The sequence below is a fragment of the Streptomyces sp. NPDC001903 genome (genome assembly GCF_042891345.1).
Taxonomy (GTDB): domain Bacteria; phylum Actinomycetota; class Actinomycetes; order Streptomycetales; family Streptomycetaceae; genus Streptomyces.
Map to the genome: position 1 here is coordinate 48,492 of NZ_JBIASZ010000024.1, position 19,171 is coordinate 67,662.

At 71.9% G+C, this 19,171-nt stretch carries 15 protein-coding genes; 4 read left to right on the plus strand and 11 right to left on the minus strand.

Annotated elements, in window-relative coordinates; translation table 11 throughout:
* Window positions 1-137: 137 nt before the first annotated feature.
* From ACFYZS_RS35875 to ACFYZS_RS35885, 3 genes are all read right to left on the minus strand, one after another.
* The gene (locus ACFYZS_RS35875) at window positions 138-1,583 is read right to left on the minus strand and encodes an aldehyde dehydrogenase family protein (RefSeq protein WP_030859772.1); all 1,446 of its coding nucleotides are present in this window, start codon (window positions 1,581-1,583) and stop codon (window positions 138-140) included.
* A gap of 156 nt (window positions 1,584-1,739) precedes the next feature.
* Entirely contained in the window at window positions 1,740-3,320 is a 1,581-nt protein-coding gene (locus ACFYZS_RS35880; protein WP_389022290.1) for a PucR family transcriptional regulator, read from the minus strand.
* A 113-nt stretch (window positions 3,321-3,433) separates the two neighbouring features.
* Window positions 3,434-5,575: an ATP-binding protein gene (locus tag ACFYZS_RS35885; RefSeq protein ID WP_389022292.1), complete on the minus strand. Its 2,142-nt coding sequence runs from the start codon at window positions 5,573-5,575 to the stop codon at window positions 3,434-3,436.
* A gap of 249 nt (window positions 5,576-5,824) precedes the next feature.
* Here ACFYZS_RS35885 and gabT point away from each other — a divergent pair, with 249 nt between their 5' ends.
* From gabT to ACFYZS_RS35900, 3 genes are all read left to right on the plus strand, one after another.
* Entirely contained in the window at window positions 5,825-7,171 is a 1,347-nt protein-coding gene (gene gabT, locus ACFYZS_RS35890; protein WP_389022295.1) for a 4-aminobutyrate--2-oxoglutarate transaminase, read from the plus strand.
* A gap of 133 nt (window positions 7,172-7,304) precedes the next feature.
* Window positions 7,305-8,075, plus strand: a complete 771-nt coding sequence (locus tag ACFYZS_RS35895) for a phosphatase PAP2 family protein (RefSeq protein WP_389022298.1) — start codon at window positions 7,305-7,307, stop codon at window positions 8,073-8,075.
* 32 nt (window positions 8,076-8,107) lie between these two features.
* Window positions 8,108-8,386: a hypothetical protein gene (locus ACFYZS_RS35900; protein WP_389022300.1), complete on the plus strand. Its 279-nt coding sequence runs from the start codon at window positions 8,108-8,110 to the stop codon at window positions 8,384-8,386.
* Here the strand turns inward: ACFYZS_RS35900 and ACFYZS_RS35905 are convergent.
* The 8 genes from ACFYZS_RS35905 to ACFYZS_RS35940 form a co-directional block, all read right to left on the minus strand.
* A complete protein-coding gene (locus tag ACFYZS_RS35905) occupies window positions 8,371-10,173 on the minus strand; it encodes a chitinase (protein ID WP_389022302.1) in 1,803 nt (600 codons plus the stop codon). The two genes, ACFYZS_RS35900 and ACFYZS_RS35905, sit on opposite strands and share 16 nt — an antisense overlap.
* Before the next feature lie 97 nt (window positions 10,174-10,270).
* Window positions 10,271-10,735, minus strand: coding sequence for a hypothetical protein (locus ACFYZS_RS35910; protein ID WP_389022305.1), 465 nt, complete (start codon window positions 10,733-10,735; stop codon window positions 10,271-10,273).
* 199 nt (window positions 10,736-10,934) lie between these two features.
* A complete protein-coding gene (locus tag ACFYZS_RS35915) occupies window positions 10,935-12,353 on the minus strand; it encodes an NAD(P)/FAD-dependent oxidoreductase (RefSeq protein ID WP_389022307.1) in 1,419 nt (472 codons plus the stop codon).
* 21 nt (window positions 12,354-12,374) lie between these two features.
* A complete protein-coding gene (locus ACFYZS_RS35920; RefSeq protein ID WP_030162582.1) occupies window positions 12,375-13,169 on the minus strand; it encodes an ABC transporter permease in 795 nt (264 codons plus the stop codon).
* The gene (locus ACFYZS_RS35925; RefSeq protein WP_389022310.1) at window positions 13,169-14,098 is read right to left on the minus strand and encodes an ABC transporter permease; all 930 of its coding nucleotides are present in this window, start codon (window positions 14,096-14,098) and stop codon (window positions 13,169-13,171) included. Before ACFYZS_RS35925 ends, ACFYZS_RS35920 begins: the two co-directional genes overlap by 1 nt.
* Complete coding sequence (locus tag ACFYZS_RS35930; protein ID WP_389022313.1) at window positions 14,095-15,246, minus strand: ABC transporter ATP-binding protein; 1,152 nt, start codon at window positions 15,244-15,246, stop codon at window positions 14,095-14,097. Before ACFYZS_RS35930 ends, ACFYZS_RS35925 begins: the two co-directional genes overlap by 4 nt.
* Before the next feature lie 69 nt (window positions 15,247-15,315).
* Window positions 15,316-16,566 (minus strand): spermidine/putrescine ABC transporter substrate-binding protein, encoded by a 1,251-nt coding sequence (locus ACFYZS_RS35935; RefSeq protein WP_389022316.1) that lies wholly within the window; start codon window positions 16,564-16,566, stop codon window positions 15,316-15,318.
* A gap of 72 nt (window positions 16,567-16,638) precedes the next feature.
* Window positions 16,639-18,156, minus strand: a complete 1,518-nt coding sequence (locus tag ACFYZS_RS35940; protein ID WP_389022319.1) for a gamma-aminobutyraldehyde dehydrogenase — start codon at window positions 18,154-18,156, stop codon at window positions 16,639-16,641.
* Between the two features lie 182 nt (window positions 18,157-18,338).
* Here ACFYZS_RS35940 and ACFYZS_RS35945 point away from each other — a divergent pair, with 182 nt between their 5' ends.
* On the plus strand, window positions 18,339-18,890 hold the full coding sequence (locus tag ACFYZS_RS35945) for an NADAR family protein (RefSeq protein WP_389022321.1): 552 nt from the start codon (window positions 18,339-18,341) through the stop codon (window positions 18,888-18,890).
* Window positions 18,891-19,171 lie beyond the last annotated feature (281 nt).

The window sequence follows — 19,171 nt, forward strand, 5'->3', positions numbered from 1 at the left end:
CCGCCGGAGTCGGTGGTATCGGCCTACTGGCCGGTGCTACCTGTGAGTCGTACCCAATCCGTGCGCGCGGGAAAAGGGGGACGGCCGGAGCCCCCGCACAGTAGGCTCCGGCCGTCGGCTTTTTGGCCGTACGAGAATCAGATGTCGAGGCCGGTCAGGACCAGGACTCGCTCGTACGTGTAGTCGTCCATCGCATAGCGGACACCCTCGCGGCCGACACCCGACTGCTTGACGCCGCCGTACGGCATCTGGTCGGCGCGGTAGGACGGCGCGTCGCCGACGATCACACCGCCGACCTCGAGCTCGCGGTGGGCGCGGAACGCGGTCTGGATGTTCCGGGTGAAGACGCCGGTCTGCAGGCCGAACTTCGAGTCGTTGACGGCGGCGAAGGCCTCGTCGGTGTTCTCGACCTTCGTCAGCGTCAGCACCGGCCCGAAGACCTCCTCGACGGCGAGGGTGGTGTCGGCGGGCAGGTCGGCGATGACGGTCGGCTCGTACGAGGCGCCCTCGCGCTTGCCGCCGGTGAGCAGCTTGGCTCCGGCCGAGACGGCCTCGTCGACCCAGGACTCGACGCGCTTGGCGGCGTCCTCGGAGACGAGCGGGCCGACGTCGGTGGCGTCGTCGTTCGGGTCGCCGGTGACCTGGGCCTGGACCTTCGCGACGACCTTCTCGACGAGGCGGTCGTAGACGGAGGCGTCGGCGATCACGCGCTGCACGGAGATGCAGGACTGGCCGGCCTGGTAGTTCGAGAAGGTCGCGATACGGGTCGCGGCCCAGTCGAGGTCGGCCTCGGAGGACCAGTCGTCCAGGACGACGGCGGCGGCGTTGCCGCCGAGCTCCAGGGTGCAGTGCTTGTGGGGCACCGACTGCTGGATGGCGTAGCCGACCTTGTCGGAGCCGGTGAAGGAGATGACGGGCAGGCGCTCGTCCTTCACCAGGGCCGGCATCTTGTCGTTGGCCACCGGCAGGACCGACCAGGAGCCGGCCGGGAGGTCGGTCTCGGCGAGCAGCTCGCCCAGGATCAGGCCGGAGAGCGGGGTGGCCGGGGCCGGCTTCAGGATGATCGGCGCGCCGACGGCGATGGCCGGGGCCACCTTGTGGGCGCACAGGTTCAGCGGGAAGTTGAACGGCGCGATGCCGAGGACCGGGCCCTTGACGAAGCGGCGGGTCAGGGCGAGGCGGCCGACGCCGCCGGCGTCGGTGTCGAGGCGCTGGGCCTCTCCGCCGTTGAAGCGGCGGGCCTCTTCCGCGGCGAAACGGAACACGGACACCGCACGGCCGACCTCACCGCGGGCCCACTTGATGGGCTTGCCGTTCTCGGCGGAGATCAGCTGGGCGATCTCCTCGGTGCGCTCGGCGAGCCGCTTGGACACGTGGTCCAGGGCGGCGGCACGGACGTGGGCGGGAGTCGCGGAGAATTCGGCCGTCACGGCGTACGCCGCGGCCACGGCCTCTTCGACCTGGGCGTCGGTGGGCACGCTGACGGTGCCGACGAGCCGGTTGTCCCACGGGGAGTGGACGTCGAAGCTGTCCTCGCCGGTGGCCTGGCGGCCGGCGAGCCAGAAGGCGTGGGTGGAAGTCATGCGAATCCCGGCCCTTCGAGTGTGTGCGGGGTCCTTGTCCCCTCCACCGTAGGACTCCGTCCGGGTTTCGGCGTTTAGCCGGGGTGGAGCATGCCGGGCCTTCCCCGCGCCGCTTTGTCAGTGTCGCGCCGCGCGGGGCCGGTTTTCGCCTGCCGCCTACGCGGCGGGGGAGGTGGCCTTGAGGGCGAGCCACAGCTCCATGCGGACGTCCGGGTCGTCGAGGGAGCGGCCGAGGATCTCCTCGACGCGCCGCATGCGGTAGCGCAGCGTGTGCCGGTGCACCCCGAGGTCGGCCGCCGCCGCGTCCCACTGCCCGTGGCGCGAGAGCCACGCCCGCAGCGAGGCCACCAGGTCCCCGCGGCCCTTCTCGTCGTGCTCGCGCAGTGCCCGCAGCGTGCCGTCCGCGAAGGCCCGTACCGCCTCGTCCGCCAGCAGGGGCAGGACCGAGCCGGCCGCCAGGTCCTCGTGCTCCACCATCGGCCGCCCCCGCCGCCGGGCCACGGCCAGCGCCTGGTCGGCCTGCTTGAAGGCCGCCGCCACCCCCGAGGGCTCCGCGGCCGCGGACAGCCCGATCACCAGCTCGTCCGGCTCCGGACCGGTCGACTCCCGCCCGCGCCGCGACTCCAGCGCCTCCGCGTGGTCCGCGGCGGCCTGCACCGCCGCGCCCCCGTCGGCCGCCAGCACCACCAGCCGCCCCGGCTCCGGCACCACCAGCAGCGCCTCCCCCGCCCGGGCCGCCGCCGACTCCACCGCGTCGGCCAGCAGCGCCAGCCCCTCCGGCTGCGCGGTCCCCGCCAGCGCCGGCTCCGCCACGATCAGCCGGAACGGCGCCTCCAGCAGCGCCCCGTACAGGTCCCCGGCCACCGCCCGGGCATGCTCGGCCTCCCCGTCCAGCAGCATCCGCAGCACCGCCGCCCCCAGCCGGGACTCGGCGTCGTGCAGCGACCTCGACCGCTCGGTGGTCAGGGTCAGCAGGGCCACCGCCGAGTGCACCGCGTACCGCTCGGCGGTGCCCAGCGGAGCCCCCGTGCCGACGGCCAGCGCGCCTCGGGCCCGGCGGCCCGTGCCGAGCGACTGGAGCTCGACGCGGTCCTCCGAACCGCCCACCACCGCGCTCGCGGGCGCCGGCCGCTCCCGCAGCCGCTCCACGTCGGGGGTCAGCCGGGCGGCCCGCCGCGCGGCCCATTCCGGGGCGGCCGCGACCACCGCTCCCGAGGTGTCGTACAGGGCGGCCCACCCGTGCACGTGCGCCGCCAGCCTCGCCAGCAGCTCGGCGGGCCCGTCGGCGGAGAGCGCGGCCCGGGTCAGCTCCCGCTGCGCCTCGAAGCCCGCGGTCACCGCGCGGTACTGGTCCGCGGCCAGCGCCGCCGAGACGGCCTTGCTGATCGCGAGGAACGGGGTCCTGCGCGGCACCTCCAGCAGCGGCAGGTCCTCGGCCCGCGCGGCTTCGACCAAGGCCTCGGGGATCGCCTCGTAGTTCACGCCGACGGCGAAGCCGATGCCGACGACCCCGGCCGCGGCGAGGCGGCGTACGTAGCGGCGCATCTCCTGCGGATCCTCCGCGTCCAGCTTCATCGCGGTGATCAGGAGCAGCTCGCCGCCCTCCATATAGGGGACGGGGTCGGCGAGCTCGCTGACGTGGGCCCAGCGCACGGGGGTGTCGAGGCGGCCCTCCCCCGCCCGGACGCTGAGCTTGAGCGCCGAGTGCTGGACGAGTGAGGCGAGCGTGAGCGGCATCGGGTACCAGGGGCCTTAGAGGAGGGAGGGGTACGGCAGAAAGGAGAGGCGCGTGAATTTCGCCTTGTCGTATGAACGACTCCCCTCGATTCTGCCACCTCGTACGGGTCGGCTCAGCCCGTGGCGGCCAGCCGCACCAGCAGCGGAGCCGCCCGCTCCCCCTTGACCGAGGTCAGCGAGAGCACGGCGTACCCGGGCGGTACGGCGTGCGCCAGCTCGGAGGCCGACCACCGCTCCCGCTCCACCTGCCGTACGGTCACCGCGTCCGTGGTCACGGCCTTGCCGGTGACCAGCTTGCGGAAGGCGTGGATGGCCCGGGTCAGCGGCTGGTCGGCGAAGACGGTCCGGTGGGTGACGTCCCGCGTCTCCACCCATTCGGTGCCCCAGGCCTCGGCGAAGCGCTTGCCGTCCCAGGTGGTGACCCCGGAGAAGGCCATCCGGCAGCCGACCGCCCCGAGCAGCGGGGTGCGCAGCGCCTCCGGTACGTCGTCCAGGGTGCGCAGCGTGAGCAGGACTCCCGCGTTCGCCGAGCGGAGCCGCTGCAGGCCGCGCACGGTCTGCGGGGTCAGGGTGTGCGAGGCGTCGTCGAAGGCGAGGAAGGCGAACAGGGACCGGTCGGCGCGGGCCGCGGCGGAGGCGTTGAACTGCGCGAGCAGCAGCCGGGCCAGGATCCGGGAGGCGTCGGCGTGGCCGCGCTCCGGCAGGTCGATGCGGACGCGCAGCGGGTGCTCCAGGGCGCGCAGCGAGAAGGGCCTGCCCTGCCCGGTCGTGTCGAAGAAGCCGGCGAAGGCGGGCCGGTCGAGCAGGGCCACCCGGTCGGCGAGGGCCGGTCCCGGGTCGCCGTGGGCCCCGTACTGCCGCTCGCGCGCGTCGAGTTCGCGGAGCATCACCTGCGCCCCGGCGGCTTCGAGGGCGCTGCGCAGGCCGCCGAGGGCGCCGGGGACCTGGTCGAGCAGTTCGCGCAGTTCCGGCACGGCGGGGAAGCGGCCGTGCGCGGCGCGGAAGGGGCCGAGCAGCTGGGCGAGGGCCGTCGCGGCCCGGCGTACCTCGATGCCGGGGACGTCGCCGACGAAGGCCTCGGCGAGGAGCGTGGCCGCCTCGTCGGCGTCGGTGGTGCCGCCGTAGAGGTCGAGGTCGTAGACGGAGTCGGCGTCGCCGACGCGGACCACGACGTCGTACGCGGTGTCCGGCCCGAGCTGGGTGCCGGCCGAGGCGACGGCGATGACGGCGGCCTGTCCGGCCAGCGCCTGGAGGGCGAGCGATTCGACGACGGGCCGCACCAGCTGCCGGGTCTTGCCCGCGCCGGAGGGGCCGACGGCCAGCAGCGAGGTGCCGAGGACGGCCGGGTCGAGGGCGAGGCGGGTGCCGCGGCGGCCGTACGGGTTGCGGGGGCCGTCGTCGACGGTGCCGAGCAGCACCTGCCGGGCCAGCAGGTCGTGCCGCGCGGCCCGCACGGGCAGGTCCCGGGCCCCGGAGGGGTGGACGCAGGCGCCCGCCCCCTTGTCGCGCACGGCGTCGGCGAAGGCCACGGCCCGCGAGGGTTCGGCCCGTACGGACTCCCAGGCGCGCCGGATCCGCGCGTAGTCCACGTCGTTCATACGGCCGGCCCCGGCCTCGGCGCCGAGCCGGTCGGCGATCTCCCCGAGCCCCGCCCCGCGCAGCTGCGGCCATGCGGCGGGGTCGTCGGGGCCGCCCTCCTCGGGCCGGGCCGGTACGGCGGCCTGCACGGCCTGCACGGCGCGGCTGCGGAGCATCCGGCGGGCCAGCTCCGGCCAGCGGCCGAGCCGGCCGAAGCCGACGACCAGGGCGGCGCCGACCAGGGCGTACCAGACGTACGAGGCCACCACCGAGGGCAGCTTCCCGGCCCAGGAGTCGGGGGTGAACATGTAGAGCGGCCAGAGCCAGAAGCCGCCCAGGTAGCCGTTCCACAGCAGGGACCACAGCAGCAGCCCGGCCAGCAGGGCGATCAGCGCACCGCTGATCAGCTGCCGGGTCGGGGTCCGCTCGGGCTCCTCGGCGGCGCGCGGCACATGGCCGTACGTCCACACGCCGGGCCCGTCGGAGCTGCGCGGGGTGCGCAGCCAGTCGGCGAGGGAGGGCCCGGCGCCGGCGGGGGCGTGGGCGGGCTTCGGCGGGAGGCCGGGCGCGGGGCCGGAGGGCGGCGGTCCGGCCGGCGGCGGGCCCGCGGGCCGCGGGACGTGCCCGGCGCGCGGCGGCCGCTTCTCGTCCGTGCCGTACGTGCCGTCGGTGTCCATGAAACCCCTGCCCCCTGCCCGTGCCTGCGCTGCGTCGCTCAATGTAGTTGCCCGCAGGCGCCCGTGGGCCCCGTACGGGCCCCTGTGTCCGCAGCGTCCACAAGACAGGCGGCGACTCCTTCCTATGGCCGTCACGGACAAGGACACGCGGGCACCACTCCCGAACGGAGCATGCAGTACCCCCTCTCCCGGGCCTAGCCTGCGGACAAAGACACAAGTGCGCCCGAAAACACCCCCCAGGAGCCCTCTATGACCGCTGTCCCGCAGGAGCGCCGCATCGTCACCGCGATCCCCGGCCCCAAGTCGCAGGAGCTGCAGGCCCGCCGCCTCGAGACGGTGGCCGGCGGCGTGGGCTCCGTGCTCCCCGTCTTCACGGCCCGCGCGGGCGGCGGCATCATCGAGGACGTCGACGGCAACCGCCTGATCGACTTCGGTTCCGGCATCGCCGTGACCTCCGTCGGCGCCTCCGCCGAGGCCGTCGTGCGCCGCGCCTCCGCGCAGCTCGCGGACTTCACCCACACCTGTTTCATGGTCACGCCGTACGAGGGCTACGTCGAGGTCTGTGAGGCGCTGGCCGAGCTGACCCCGGGCAACCACGCGAAGAAGTCGGCGCTGTTCAACTCCGGCGCCGAGGCCGTCGAGAACGCCGTCAAGATCGCCCGTGCGTACACCAAGCGCCAGGCCGTCGTCGTCTTCGACCACGGCTACCACGGCCGTACGAACCTGACGATGGCGCTGACCTCGAAGAACATGCCGTACAAGAACGGCTTCGGCCCGTTCGCCCCCGAGGTCTACCGCGTCCCGGTCGCCTACGGCTACCGCTGGCCCACCGGTGCCGAGAACTGCGGCCCCGAGGCCGCCGCCCAGGCGATCGACCAGATCACCAAGCAGATCGGCGCCGACAACGTCGCCGCGATCATCATCGAGCCGGTCCTCGGCGAGGGCGGCTTCATCGAGCCGGCCAAGGGCTTCCTGCCGGCGATCGTGAAGTTCGCCAACGACAACGGCATCGTCTTCGTCGCCGACGAGATCCAGTCCGGCTTCTGCCGCACCGGCCAGTGGTTCGCGTGCGAGGACGAGGGCATCGTCCCGGACCTGATCACCACCGCCAAGGGCATCGCGGGCGGTCTGCCGCTCGCCGCCGTGACCGGCCGCGCCGAGATCATGGACGCCGCGCACGCGGGCGGCCTGGGCGGCACCTACGGCGGCAACCCGGTGGCCTGCGCCGGTGCGCTGGGCTCCATCGAGACCATGAAGGAGCTCGACCTCAACGCCGCGGCGAAGAAGATCGAGTCCGTCATGAAGGCCCGCCTGACGGCCATGCAGGAGAAGTACGACATCATCGGCGACATCCGCGGCCGCGGCGCCATGATCGCGATCGAGCTCGTCAAGGACCCGGTTTCCAAGACCCCGTTCCCGGAGGCGGCCGGCGCGCTCGCCAAGGCCTGCCACGCCGAGGGCCTGCTCGTCCTCACCTGCGGCACCTACGGCAACGTGCTCCGCTTCCTGCCCCCGATCGTCATCGGCGAGGACCTGCTGAACGAGGGCCTGGACCTCATCGAGGCGGCGTTCGCGGCCATCGGCACGGACGTCTGAGCGACCTTCCGAACACGAGAGCCCGCCCCTACCTCCGGTAACGGGCAGGCGCTGTGAAGAAGATGTGGGGGGCCGATGGCAGGAGCGCGTTCCTGCTGTCGGTCCCCTTTCCGCTGCCGTACGGTTTCTGCAGATGAGTGAGACACCCCGCTCCCGGGAAACCGGGGGCGACACCAGTACCGGGCTTCCCCAGCGCCGCACTGGGCCTGCGTTCGCGCACACTCCTCACCGATCGGACGGCCGTTCGCCCCAAACCCCCCGGGGCGCTCGGCAACCCGATCCGGGCGGCCGTCCCGGAACCACCCCCCCTGTTCCGGGACGGCCGGCCATTCTCCTCCTTCTCTCCCTGCTGGGGCTCGCCCTGACGACCTGGCAGGTCCTGGCCTCGGGTCCGCTGCTCACGCCGGACGAGCGCCTCAGCGGCGCCCTGGTCCGCACGCTCCCCGACTCCGTCACGGAGCGCCTCTCCGACCTCGGCAACGTCCCGGTCGCCGTGCCGGTGCTGGTCCTGGCGATGGCGTACTCCGTCCGGCGCTCGCGCGCCTGGGTCCCGGCCCTGACCGCCGGCGCGGCGATGGCCCTGGTCCCGGCCGTGATCGTGCCGCTGAAGGAGTGGACCGCCCGTCCCGGCCCCCTGGAGCCGTGGGCCGCCGGCTACTTCCCCTCGGGCCACACGGCCACGTCGGCCGTCGCCTACATCGGAGCGGCCCTGCTGGTCTCGCCGTACGCCCGCCGCCCCTGGCCGACGGCCCTCGCCCTCGTCCTGACGGCGGCGACGGCCACCGGCCTGATCCTGCGCGGCTGGCACTGGCCCCTGGACGTCCTGGCCAGCTGCTTCCTGTGCACGCCCCTGCTGCTGGCCGTCGCGCACAGCGTCCGCCGCACCGTCAGACCCTCCGCCTAGCCTGGCTCCCGTTCCGCACCGACCTCGACGTCGTGCGGGTCGCCCCCGGGCCGCAGGAGGAGGACGGAGCCGTCCGGCCCCTGGCCGCCGACCGGCTGCTCCACCACTTCGGGACGGACCGGCCGACGGTCGCCCAGTACGAGGAGGCGCTCGCGCGGGCGGAGCGGGCGATGAGCCACCAGGAGTACGCGCAGAGCCTGGCGGGCGAGGCCGACCTGCGGTGGAGCGGGCTGTACGTCCTGCTGCACACGGACGGACGGCCCACCCACGTCGGCTTCTTCGGCTCCTCCGGCGATCAGCGGCCGAAGTAGGCGTCGAAGTTCTTCGAGAACTCCCAGGCTCCGAAGCGGTCCCAGTTGATCGACCAGGTCATCAGTCCGCGCAGGGCGGGCCAGGTGCCGTGGGTCTGGTAGGTGCCGCAGCCGGTCTTCTTCGTCAGGCAGTCCAGCGCCTTGGCCACCTCGGCGGGCGGGGTGTGGCCGTTGCCCGCGTTCGTGGTGGCCGGGAGGCCGATCGCCACCTGGTCCGGGCGCAGCGGCGGGAAGACGCGAGCCGTGTCGCCCGCGACCGGGAACCCGGTGAGCAGCATGTCGGTCATGGCGATGTGGAAGTCCGCGCCGCCCATGGAGTGGTACTGGTTGTCGAGGCCCATGATCGAGCCCGAGTTGTAGTCCTGGACGTGGAGCAGGGTGAGGTCGTCGCGCAGGGCGTGGATGACGGGCAGGTAGGCACCGGCGCGCGGGTCCTGGCCGCCCCAGGGGCCGGAGCCGTAGTACTGGTGGCCCAGCTGGACGAAGAAGGTCTCGGGGGCCATGGTCAGGACGAAGTCCGGGCCGTACTTGGCCTTGAGGGTCTTCACGGCCGAGACGAGGTTGACGATCACCGGGGTGGTGGGGGCCCGGAAGTCGGTGTCGCCCGTCGCGAGCGAGAGGGAGTGGCCCTCGAAGTCGATGTCGAGTCCGTTGAGCCCGTACTCGTCGATGATCTTGCTGACGGAGGAGACGAAGGTGTCGCGGGCGGCCGTCGTGGCGAGCTGGACCTGGCCGTTCTGGCCGCCGATCGAGATCAGGACCTTCTTGCCGGCGGCCTGTTTGGCCTTGATGGCCGCCTTGAACTCGGCCGCGGATTCCACGTTCGGGCATTCGCCGACCGGGCAGAGCGAGAAGCGGATGTCCCCCGAGGTCACCGACGTCGGTTCACCGAAGGCGAGGTTGATGACGTCCCAGGAGGCGGGGACGTCGGCCATCCGGACGTAGCCGGAACCGTTGGCGAAGCTCGCGTGCAGGTAGCCGACCAGGGCGTGGGCCGGCAGGCCGGGGTTGCCCGGGTTGCCGCCGCCGCTCGTCGTGGAGGCGGAGACGGGGGCGCTCTTCGGGGACTCCCCGGCCGCGTTCACCGCGCCGACCCGGAAGGTGTACGCGGTGGACGCGGCGAGTCCGGTGACCGTGGCCGAGGTCCCGGTGACGCTCACGGGCGCGGCGCCGTCCCGGTAGAGCGTGTACGAGGTGGCGCCGGAGGCGGCCGACCAGGAGAGGTTCAGGCTGCTCGCGGTGGCGCCGGACGCCGTCAGGCCGGTGGGGGCGGCCGGTGGCCGGGGCTGGCCGGGTCCGGAGCCGCCCGGGTCGGGGCCGACGAGCGTGACGTCGTCCGTGAGGTGGGCGCTCTGGCCGTACCAGCCGTGCGTGTAGACGGTCACGGAGGTGGTGGCCGGGCCCGTGCGGAACGCCGTGCTCAGCTGCTTCCAGGCGCCCGGGGTCTGCGTCCAGGTGGACACGTCGGTGGTGCCGGTCCCGGCCGCGCCGAGGTAGACGTACGCGCCCTGCACCCAGGCGGTGAGCGTGTACGCGGAGTCGGGCTTGACGGTGACGGTCTGGGAGCAGCGGGCGTTGTCCTGGCCGGCCGGGGTGGCCCTGAGGGCGGAACTCCCGCCGTGGACGGGGCTGGTGACGACGGCTCCGCTGCCGGCGGAGCAGCTCCAGCCGTCGAGTCCGGCTTCGAAGCCGCCGTTGCGGGCGAGGTCGGCGTCGGCCGCCGCGGCCGGCGGGCCCGCGGCGAGGAAGGCGGCCACCGCGAGGGCGGCCGCGGTAAGCAGCGACATGGGTCTGCGCACAACTGCCTCCGGAACATGGGGGGATGGAGCCAGGCCGCCGGTGATGCGGCAGCGGCGCCCAACATGGTCCAGACCAATGCCCTTGTCAAGGCTTGCGTCCTTCCTGCCCCGCCACGCGGGCCGCGGCCTCGTGCATCGCGAGCTCCAGCAGCACCGGATCGGTGAGCGTCCCGCTGCCGTCCGGGGCCACCAGCCAGCGCACCCCGCCCGTGGCCCGGCCGGGGTACGGGACCACGATCCAGGTCCCGTGTCCCGCCCCCCGTACGCCGGTGCCGATCCAGCGGGACGCCGTGCCCGGGGGCACGAAGAAGCCCAGCCGGGCGTCCGCGAAGTCGGCGAGCACCGGGCCGGGCCGGTCGAGGAGCAGGGCCAGGACGTCGAGGGCCGCCTGCCCCAGCTCCCCGGGCAGGATCAGCACGTCCCACTGCCGGCCGGCGGGCAGCAGGGCGACCCCGAGGGGGTTGCGCTCCCACTCCCACCGGCAGGCGTCGGGATCCGGCGCCACCGATACGAGCCATTCCACCGCGGTCTTGATCTCCGAGCCGTGCATCGCCCGGCCTCCGTTCTCTCGGGTGAGGGTTCCTCACCGGAAGAGAGCGGGGCCGGGCCCTGCGATGACGCGGGTTTGCCCACCCCGTGGTGGTGAAGCGGCTCACGGCGTGAACCGCGGCGCGCGCCGGGGCGTGGCGGGGTCGGGCGGCGGGACGCCCGCCCGACCGGGCGGGGCAGGCAGGGCGGGGCGGGTCAGGTCAGCTGTCGAAGCCGAGGCCGAACTTGTCCATGACCTTCAGCCACAGGTTGCGGCGGCCGCCGCGGGCATCCGCCCGGGCCAGGGACCACTTGGTGAGGGTGATCCCCGTCCAGGCGAAGGGCTCGGGCGGGAACGGCATCGGCCGGGACTTCACCATCTCCAGCTCGGTCCGCTCGGTGCGGGCCCCGTCGAGGAGGTCCAGCATCACGTCGGCGCCGAAGCGGGTGGCGCCGACCCCGAGCCCGGTGTAGCCGGCCGCGTAGGCGACCTTGCCGCCGTGCGCCGTGCCGAAGAAGGCCGAGAAGCGCGAGCAGGTGTCGATGGCCCCGCCCCAGGCGTGGCTGAACTTGATGCCCTCCAGCTGCGGGAAGGCGGTGAAGAAGTGCTGGGCGAGCTTCAGGTACGTCTCGGGGCGGTGGTCGTACTCGGAGTCCAGCTTGCCGCGGTAGGGGTAGATGGCGTCGTAGCCGCCCCACAGGATGCGGTTCTCCGGGGTGATGCGGAAGTAGTGGAACTGGTTGGCGCTGTCGCCCAGGCCCTGGCGGTTGTTCCAGCCGATGGCCTTCAGCTGGTCGGCGGTCAGCGGCTCGGTCATCAGCGCGTAGTCGTAGACGGGCACCGTGAACGGGCGGATCCGCTTGACCAGCGAGGGGAAGATGTTCGTGCCGAGCGCCACGCGCCGGGCGAAGATCCGCCCGTACGGGGTGCGGACGGCCATCCCGGCGCCGGAGGCGGCCAGGGACAGCCCGCGGGTGTTCTCGTAGATCCGCACGCCCAGCGAGAGGCAGGCCCGCTTCAGGCCCCAGGCGAGCTTGGCGGGGTTGAGCATGGCGACGCCGTCGGTGTCCCACAGCCCGGCGAGGAAGGTCGGCGAGTCGACCTCGGCGCGCAGCTCCTCGCGGTCGAGCCAGCGCGAGCCGCCCGCGAGGCCCAGCTTCTCGGCCTCCTCGTACAGCTCGCGCAGCTCCTCGACCTGGTGGGGCTCGGTGGCCACGTCGATCTCGCCGGTGCGCTCGAAGTCGCAGTCGATGCCGTAGCGGTCGATGGCCGCCTCGATCTCGTCGAGGTTGCGGGCGCCCATCTCCTCCAGCTTGGCGAGCTCGCCCGGCCAGCGGGCCATGCCGTTGGCCAGGCCGTGCGTGAGGGAGGCCGCGCAGAAGCCGCCGTTGCGGCCGGAGGCGGCCCAGCCCGCCTCCTTCGACTCGATCAGGACGACGTCCCGGGCGGGATCGCGCTCCTTGGCGATGAGCGCGGTCCACAGTCCGCTGTACCCGCCGCCGATGACGAGCAGGTCGCAGGCCTCGTCGGAGGTCAGCGCCGGCTGTGCGGCGGGCTTGCCGGGGTCGTCCAGCCAGTACGAGACCGGCAGTGCTCCGGAAAGGGATCGAGCAACACTTCGCATGGCGACTGGGGCCATGTCTTCCAACTCCCTACAGAGTTACTTGGGCTGTGCGTTCTTGCGGCGGTTGCCGACCATCTGGCCGACGAGCACCACCAGCACCGCGATGACGAACATCGCCGTGCCGATGACGTTGATCTGTACAGGCGTACCGCGCTGGGCCGATCCCCACACGAACATGGGGAAGGTGACGGTGTTGCCCGAGTTGAAGTTGGTGATGATGAAGTCGTCGAACGAGAGCGCGAACGAGAGCAGCGCGCCCGCCGCGATACCGGGTGCCGCGATCGGCAGGGTGACCCGTACGAAGGTCTGCACCGGGCCCGCGTAGAGGTCCCGGGCGGCTTCCTCGAGCCGCGGGTCCATCGACAGGACGCGCGCCTTGACGGCGGCGACGACGAAGCTGAGGCAGAACATGACGTGGGCGATCAGGATCGTCCAGAAGCCCAGCTGGATGCCCATGTTCAGGAACAGGGCGAGCAGCGAGGCGGCCATCACGATCTCGGGCATGGCCATCGGAAGGAAGATCAGCGAGTTGACCGCGCCGCGCGCCCGGAAGCGGTAGCGCACCAGCGCGAAGGCGATGGCCGTGCCGAGGACGGTGGCGCCGATGGTGGCCCACACGGCGATCTGGAGCGACAGGGACAGGGAGCCGCACAGGTCGGCGACCCCGCAGGGGTCCTTCCAGGCGTCGAGCGAGAACTCCTGCCAGGCGTAGTTGAACCGCCCGGCCGGGTTGTTGAAGGAGAAGACCGTCACGACGACGTTCGGCAGGATCATGTACGCGAGCGTGCCGAGGCCGAAGATGACGACGAGATTGCGCCGGAGCCAACGCATCAGACCAGGTCCTCCGTCCCCGCTCGGCGGATGTAGATGGTGACCATGATCAGCACGATGGCCATGAGGATGAAGGACAGCGCGGCGGCCGTCGGGTAGTCGAGGATGCGCAGGTACTGCGACTGGATGACGTTGCCGATCATCCGGGTGTCCGTGGAGCCCAGCAGTTCGGCGTTGACGTAGTCGCCGCTCGCCGGGATGAAGGTGAGCAGGGTTCCGGAGACCACGCCCGGCATGGAGAGCGGGAAGGTCACCTTCCGGAAGGTGGTGGAGGGGCGGGCGTACAGGTCCCCGGCCGCCTCGTGGAGGCGGGTGTCGATGCGCTCCAGCGAGGTGTAGAGCGGCAGGATCATGAAGGGGAGGAAGTTGTACGTCAGACCGCAGACGACGGCGAGCGGCGTGGCGAGCACCCGCTCCCCCTCGGTCATCCCGAGCCAGCTGGTGACGTCCAGGACGTGCAGGGCGTTGAGGACCTCCACCACCGGGCCGCCGTCGGCCAGGATCGTCTTCCAGGCCAGGGTGCGGATCAGGAAGCTGGTGAAGAACGGGGCGATGACCAGCACCAGCAGAAGGTTGCGCCAGCGGCCCGCCTTGAAGGCGATCAGGTAGGCCAGGGGGTAGCCGAGCAGCAGGCACAGCACGGTCGCGGTGCCGGCGTACAGCAGGGAGCGCAGGAACTGCGGGTAGTACTCGGTGAGCGCGTCCCAGTACGTCTGGAAGTGCCAGGTGACCTTGAACCCCTCTTCGAGGGAGCCGGTCTGCACGGAGGTGGAGGCCTGGTAGACCATCGGCAGCACGAAGAAGACCAGCAGCCACAGGATGCCGGGGAGCAGCAGCCAGTACGGGACGAGCCGCTTGCGCAGGGACGCCTTGTGGACCGGGGGCTCGGCGGGGGCCTGGACCTCGGGCGGCGCGGCGGTGGCGGTCATGCGCCCTCCTCGACCGTCTCGATGCCCGCGTCGATGTCCTGAGCGGCGTCCAGGCCGAAGGTGTGCTCGGGGTTCCAGTGCAGGACGACCTCGGCGCCGGGGGTCAGGCGCGCGTCGCGCTCGATGTTCTGGACGTACACCTCCAGCTCCGGGCAGACGGGGCTGTCGATGACGTACTGGGTGGAGACCCCGATGAAGGAGGAGGCCGCGATCCGGCCGCGGACCTGGTTGCGGCCGGCGGCGATGGTGTCCTCCTGATCCGCGTGGACCAGGGATATCTTCTCGGGACGCACCCCGACCAGCAGCTTTCCGCCGGCCTTGGGCGTGGTCGAACATCGGGCCGCGGGCAGCCGCAGCTTCGCGCCGGCCGAGCCGACCACCACGTCGGCGCCGCCCGCCTCCAGGACCTCGGCCTCGATGAGGTTCGAGGTGCCGAGGAAGTTGGCGACGAAGGTGGTGCGGGGGTTCTCGTACAGCTCGGCGGGGGCGCCCAGCTGCTCGACGCGGCCGCCGTTCATCACGGCGACCGTGTCGGCCATGGTCATGGCCTCCTCCTGGTCGTGCGTGACGTGCACGAAGGTGATGCCGACCTCGGTCTGGATCCGCTTGAGCTCAAGCTGCATCTGGCGGCGCAGCTTGAGGTCGAGGGCGCCGAGGGGCTCGTCGAGGAGCAGTACCTGCGGGTGGTTGATGAGCGCGCGGGCGACGGCCACGCGCTGCTGCTGGCCGCCGGAGAGCTGGTGCGGCTTGCGCTGGGCGAACTGGCCCAGCTCGACCAGCTCCAGCATGTCGTCGACCTGCTTCTTGACGGACTTGATGCCGCGCCGGCGCAGTCCGAAGGCCACGTTCTCGTAGATGTTCAGGTGCGGGAAGAGCGCGTAGCTCTGGAACACCGTGTTGACCGGGCGCTTGTACGGCGGCAGCTGGGTGACCTCGCGGTCGCCGAGGCTGACCGTGCCGGTGGAGGGCTCCTCCAGGCCGGCGATCATGCGCAGGGTGGTGGTCTTCCCGCAGCCCGAGGCGCCGAGCAGGGCGAAGAAGGAGCCCTGGGGGATGGTGAGATCCAGCGGGTGCACGGCGGTGAACGAGCCGTAGTGCTTGCTGATCCCGGCGAGGCGGACGTCGCCGCCCGCGGTCTTGTCAGTCATGGGCCTGGGCCTTCGGTGGTGGTGTCGTCGGAAGGGGGCGGGGCGCGGAGGCCGGCGCGGGAGGGCTCGTCAGGCTCCGATGAGCTTGGCGAACTTCTCCTCGTACGCGGTCTCTTCCTCACTGCTGAGGGAGCGGAAGGCGTGGGCCTTGGCCGCCATCGCCTTGTCCGGAATGATCAATGGGTTGTCCGCGAGCGCGGGGTCGATCTTCGCGAGGTCTTCCTTGACGCCTTCGACCGGGCAGACGTAGCTGATGAAAGCGGCCAGTTGGGCGGCGATCGGCGGCTCGTAGTAGAAGTCGATCAGCTTCTCGGCGTTGGCCTTGTGCCGGGCATGGGCGGGGACCAGCAGGTTGTCGCTGGAGGTGATGTAACCGGGCGCCGGTATCGCGTACTTGATGTCCGGGTTGCCGGCCTGGAGCTGGATGACGTCGCCGGCCCAGGCCAGGCAGGCGGCGATGTCGCCCTTGTCGAGGTCCGCCGTGTAGTCGTTGCCGGTGAAGCGGCGGATCTGCTTGGTGTCCACGCCCTTCTGGAGCCGGCCGATGGCGGCGTCGAAGTCGGCCGTGGTGAAGTTCGCCGGGTCCTTGCCCTGGTCGAGCAGGGTCATGCCGACGCTGTCGCGCATCTCGGTGAGGAAGCCGACGCGGCCCTTGAGGGAGGGGTCGTCGAGCAGCTGCGTGACGGAGTCGACCTTCTTGCCGCCGGTGGCCTTCTCGTTGTAGGCGATGACGGTGTCGATGCCGGTCCAGGGGTAGCTGTAGGAGCGTCCCGGGTCCCAGTCGGGGTTGCGGAACTGCGGGATCAGGTTGGCGTAGGCGTGCGGGAGGTGGGAGGGGTCCAGCTTCTGCGCCCAGCCGAGCCGGATGATGCGGGCGGCGAGCCAGTCGGTGACGACGATCAGGTCGCGGCCGGTGTCCTGGCCGGCCGCGAGCTGCGGGCGGACCTTGCCGAAGAACTCGACGTTGTCGTTGATGTCCTCGGTGTACTTGACCTTGATCCCGGTCCGCTTGGTGAACTCCTCCAGCGTGGGATGGGACTTCTCGTCCTCGCTGGTGTCCATGTACTCGGTCCAGTTGGAGAAGTTGATCTCCTTCTCGTCGGCCGAGTGGTCGTCCGAGGCGACAGCCGTGTCCCCCGCGCGCTTGGCCGGCGGGATGCCGCAGGCGGACAGGGAGGCCAGGCCGCCGAGGGTGAGCGCTCCGACACCGGAGGCGCGCAACAGCGAGCGGCGGGTGAGGGCGCCGCGCCCGCCGGTGAGACTGCGCCGCATCGCGGCGAGTTGCGCCGCCGAGAGGCGGTCGGGCTCGAACTGCTCCATGAGCTGCCCTTTCGGGAGGGGTGGCGCCGCTGGTCAGGCGGCCGGCTGCCACTCGGCGGAAGCCGAAGACGGTTAGATGCGGTCCCCGAAGATGGTGCGGTGCCAGTCCTTGGCCGCCACCGCGGTGTTGTCGTACATCACGTGCTTGACCTGCGTGTACTCCTCGAAGGAGTAGGCGCTCATGTCCTTTCCGAAGCCACTCGCCTTGTAGCCGCCGTGGGGCATCTCGCTGATGATCGGAATGTGGTCGTTGACCCACACGCAGCCCGCCTTGACCTCGCGGGTGGCGCGGCCTGCCCGGTAGACGTCGCGGGTCCAGGCGGAGGCGGCGAGTCCGTACGGGGTGTCGTTGGCCAGCCCGATGCCCTCGTCGTCGGTCTCGAAGGGCAGGACCACGAGGACCGGGCCGAAGATCTCGGACTGGACGACCTCGCTGTCCTGGGCGGCGCCGGAGACGAGGGTGGGCCGGTAGTACGCGCCCTCGGCGAGCTCGCCTCCCGGGACCTCGCCGCCGGTGACGACGGTGGCGTAGCCGCGGGCGCGCTCCACGAAGCCCGCGACCCGGTCGCGCTGGGCGTGCGAGACCAGCGGACCGAGGTCGGTGGCCGGGTCGAAGGGGTCGCCCAGGCGGACGGTCTCCATCAGCTCGGCCACGCGGGCGACGAAGGCGTCGTGCAGGGGGCGCTGGACGTACGCGCGGGTGGCGGCGGTGCAGTCCTGGCCGGTGTTGATCAGTGAGGCCGCGACGGCGCCGTGCGCGGCGGCCTCCAGGTCGGCGTCGTCGAAGACCAGGAAGGGCGCCTTGCCGCCGAGCTCCAGGTGGAGCCGCTTGACGGTGGCGGTGGCGATCTCGGCGACCCGCTTGCCGACGGCGGTGGACCCGGTGAAGGAGGTCATGACCACGTCCGGGTGCCCCACCAGGTGCTCGCCCGCGTCCCGGCCGGCGCCGGTGACGATGTTGACCACGCCGTCGGGCAGGCCCGCGTCCTTGGCGGCCTGGGCGAACATCAGGGAGGTCAGCGGGGTCAGCTCGGCGGGCTTCAGGACGATCGTGTTGCCCGCGGCGATCGCCGGGAGGATCTTCCAGGCGGCCATTTGGAGCGGGTAGTTCCAGGGCGCGATGGATCCGACGACCCCGATGGCCTCGCGGCGTACGTAGGAGGTGTGGTCTCCTGAGTATTCAGCTGCCGCCTGCCCCTGGAGGTGCCGGGCGGCGCCCGCGAAGAAGGCGGTGTTGTCGATGGTCCCCGGTACGTCGAACTCGGTGGACAGCTTGATCGGCTTGCCGCACTGCAGGGATTCCGCGTACGCGAAGTCCTCCGCCTGCTCGGCCAGCACGGCGGCCAGCCGGTGCAGGGCGTCCGAGCGCTCGCCGGGGGTGGCCGCGGACCAGGCCGGGAAGGCCCGCTTGGCGGCGGCGACGGCCGCGTCGACGTCCGCGGTGGAGGCCAGCTCGTACGTGAGCACCTCCTCGCCCGTGGCAGGGTTGACGATGGTGTGCGACTGCCCGGACGTACCGGACCTCAGCTGCCCGTCGATGTACTGCGCGCCGTCTGCGAAGCGGTCCTTGACCTGGAAGCGATTACCCATGACGCTCTCACGCTCTCCGTAGCTTCAGCTCGAATTGAGTGCCGATCCTGGCAGAGGTGTTCCCCACCGCCAAGTGATTCCGTTGTTGCCTTTTGATTACGCGACGGAATCGGTCGACCATGTGTCGAGGCACGCCGCAAATCCCGTACGAAGTGTCAGTGGCGACTGCCAGACTCGCGTGCATGGAGAAGATCGACAAGTTGATCGAGCAGGTCAGCCGTGGTGAGCGGGTGAAGTACCTGCCGTTCTGGGGGCACCGGCCGCGCCCCGACGGGACGCTCGGCCCCAGCTGCCTGAGCCAGTGGTGGCCGTCCCCGTTCACCGTGGGTGATGTCCGGTACGACACGGCCGAGCACTGGATGATGGCCGGCAAGGCGCGGCTGTTCGAGGACGCGGAGGCGGAGCGGATCGCCCTGGAGGCGAAGACCCCGGCGGAGGCCAAGAAGGCCGGCCGGCTGGTGCGCGGCTTCGACGACGCGATATGGGTGCGGGAGCGGTTCGCGCTGGTGGTCGAGGGCAGCGTGCACAAGTTCGCGTCCACCCCCCAGCTGCGCGCCTACCTGCTGGGCACCGGGGACCGGGTGCTGGTGGAGGCGAGCCCGATGGACCGCATCTGGGGCATCGGGCTGGCGGCGGACGACGAGCGGGCCCTGGACCCGGCCCGCTGGCGCGGGCTGAACCTGCTGGGCTTCGCGCTGATGGAGGCGCGCGAGCGGCTGCGCACGCGGGCTTAAATGCGTGGCGGGCGGACGAGCGGGCCGCCTACGGTGGGTCTCGTCCAGGTGCGCAGGCGAGACCTACTTCCACTCTTCATGGGCAGGTCGCGGGTTCGAGTCCCGCCACCGGCTTCCGGGCCGGTGTAGCTCAGTTGGCAGAGCAGCACGTGGTTTCGCCGACCTCGATCTCTGGACACCTACGTCACGCACCTCCCGGTGCGCGGGCTGCGGCTCCTTCTTTCGCAGAGAATCCCAAGCCGCCGCCACCTTGATCTCGGGAGGCACGCGTGCGGGATGCC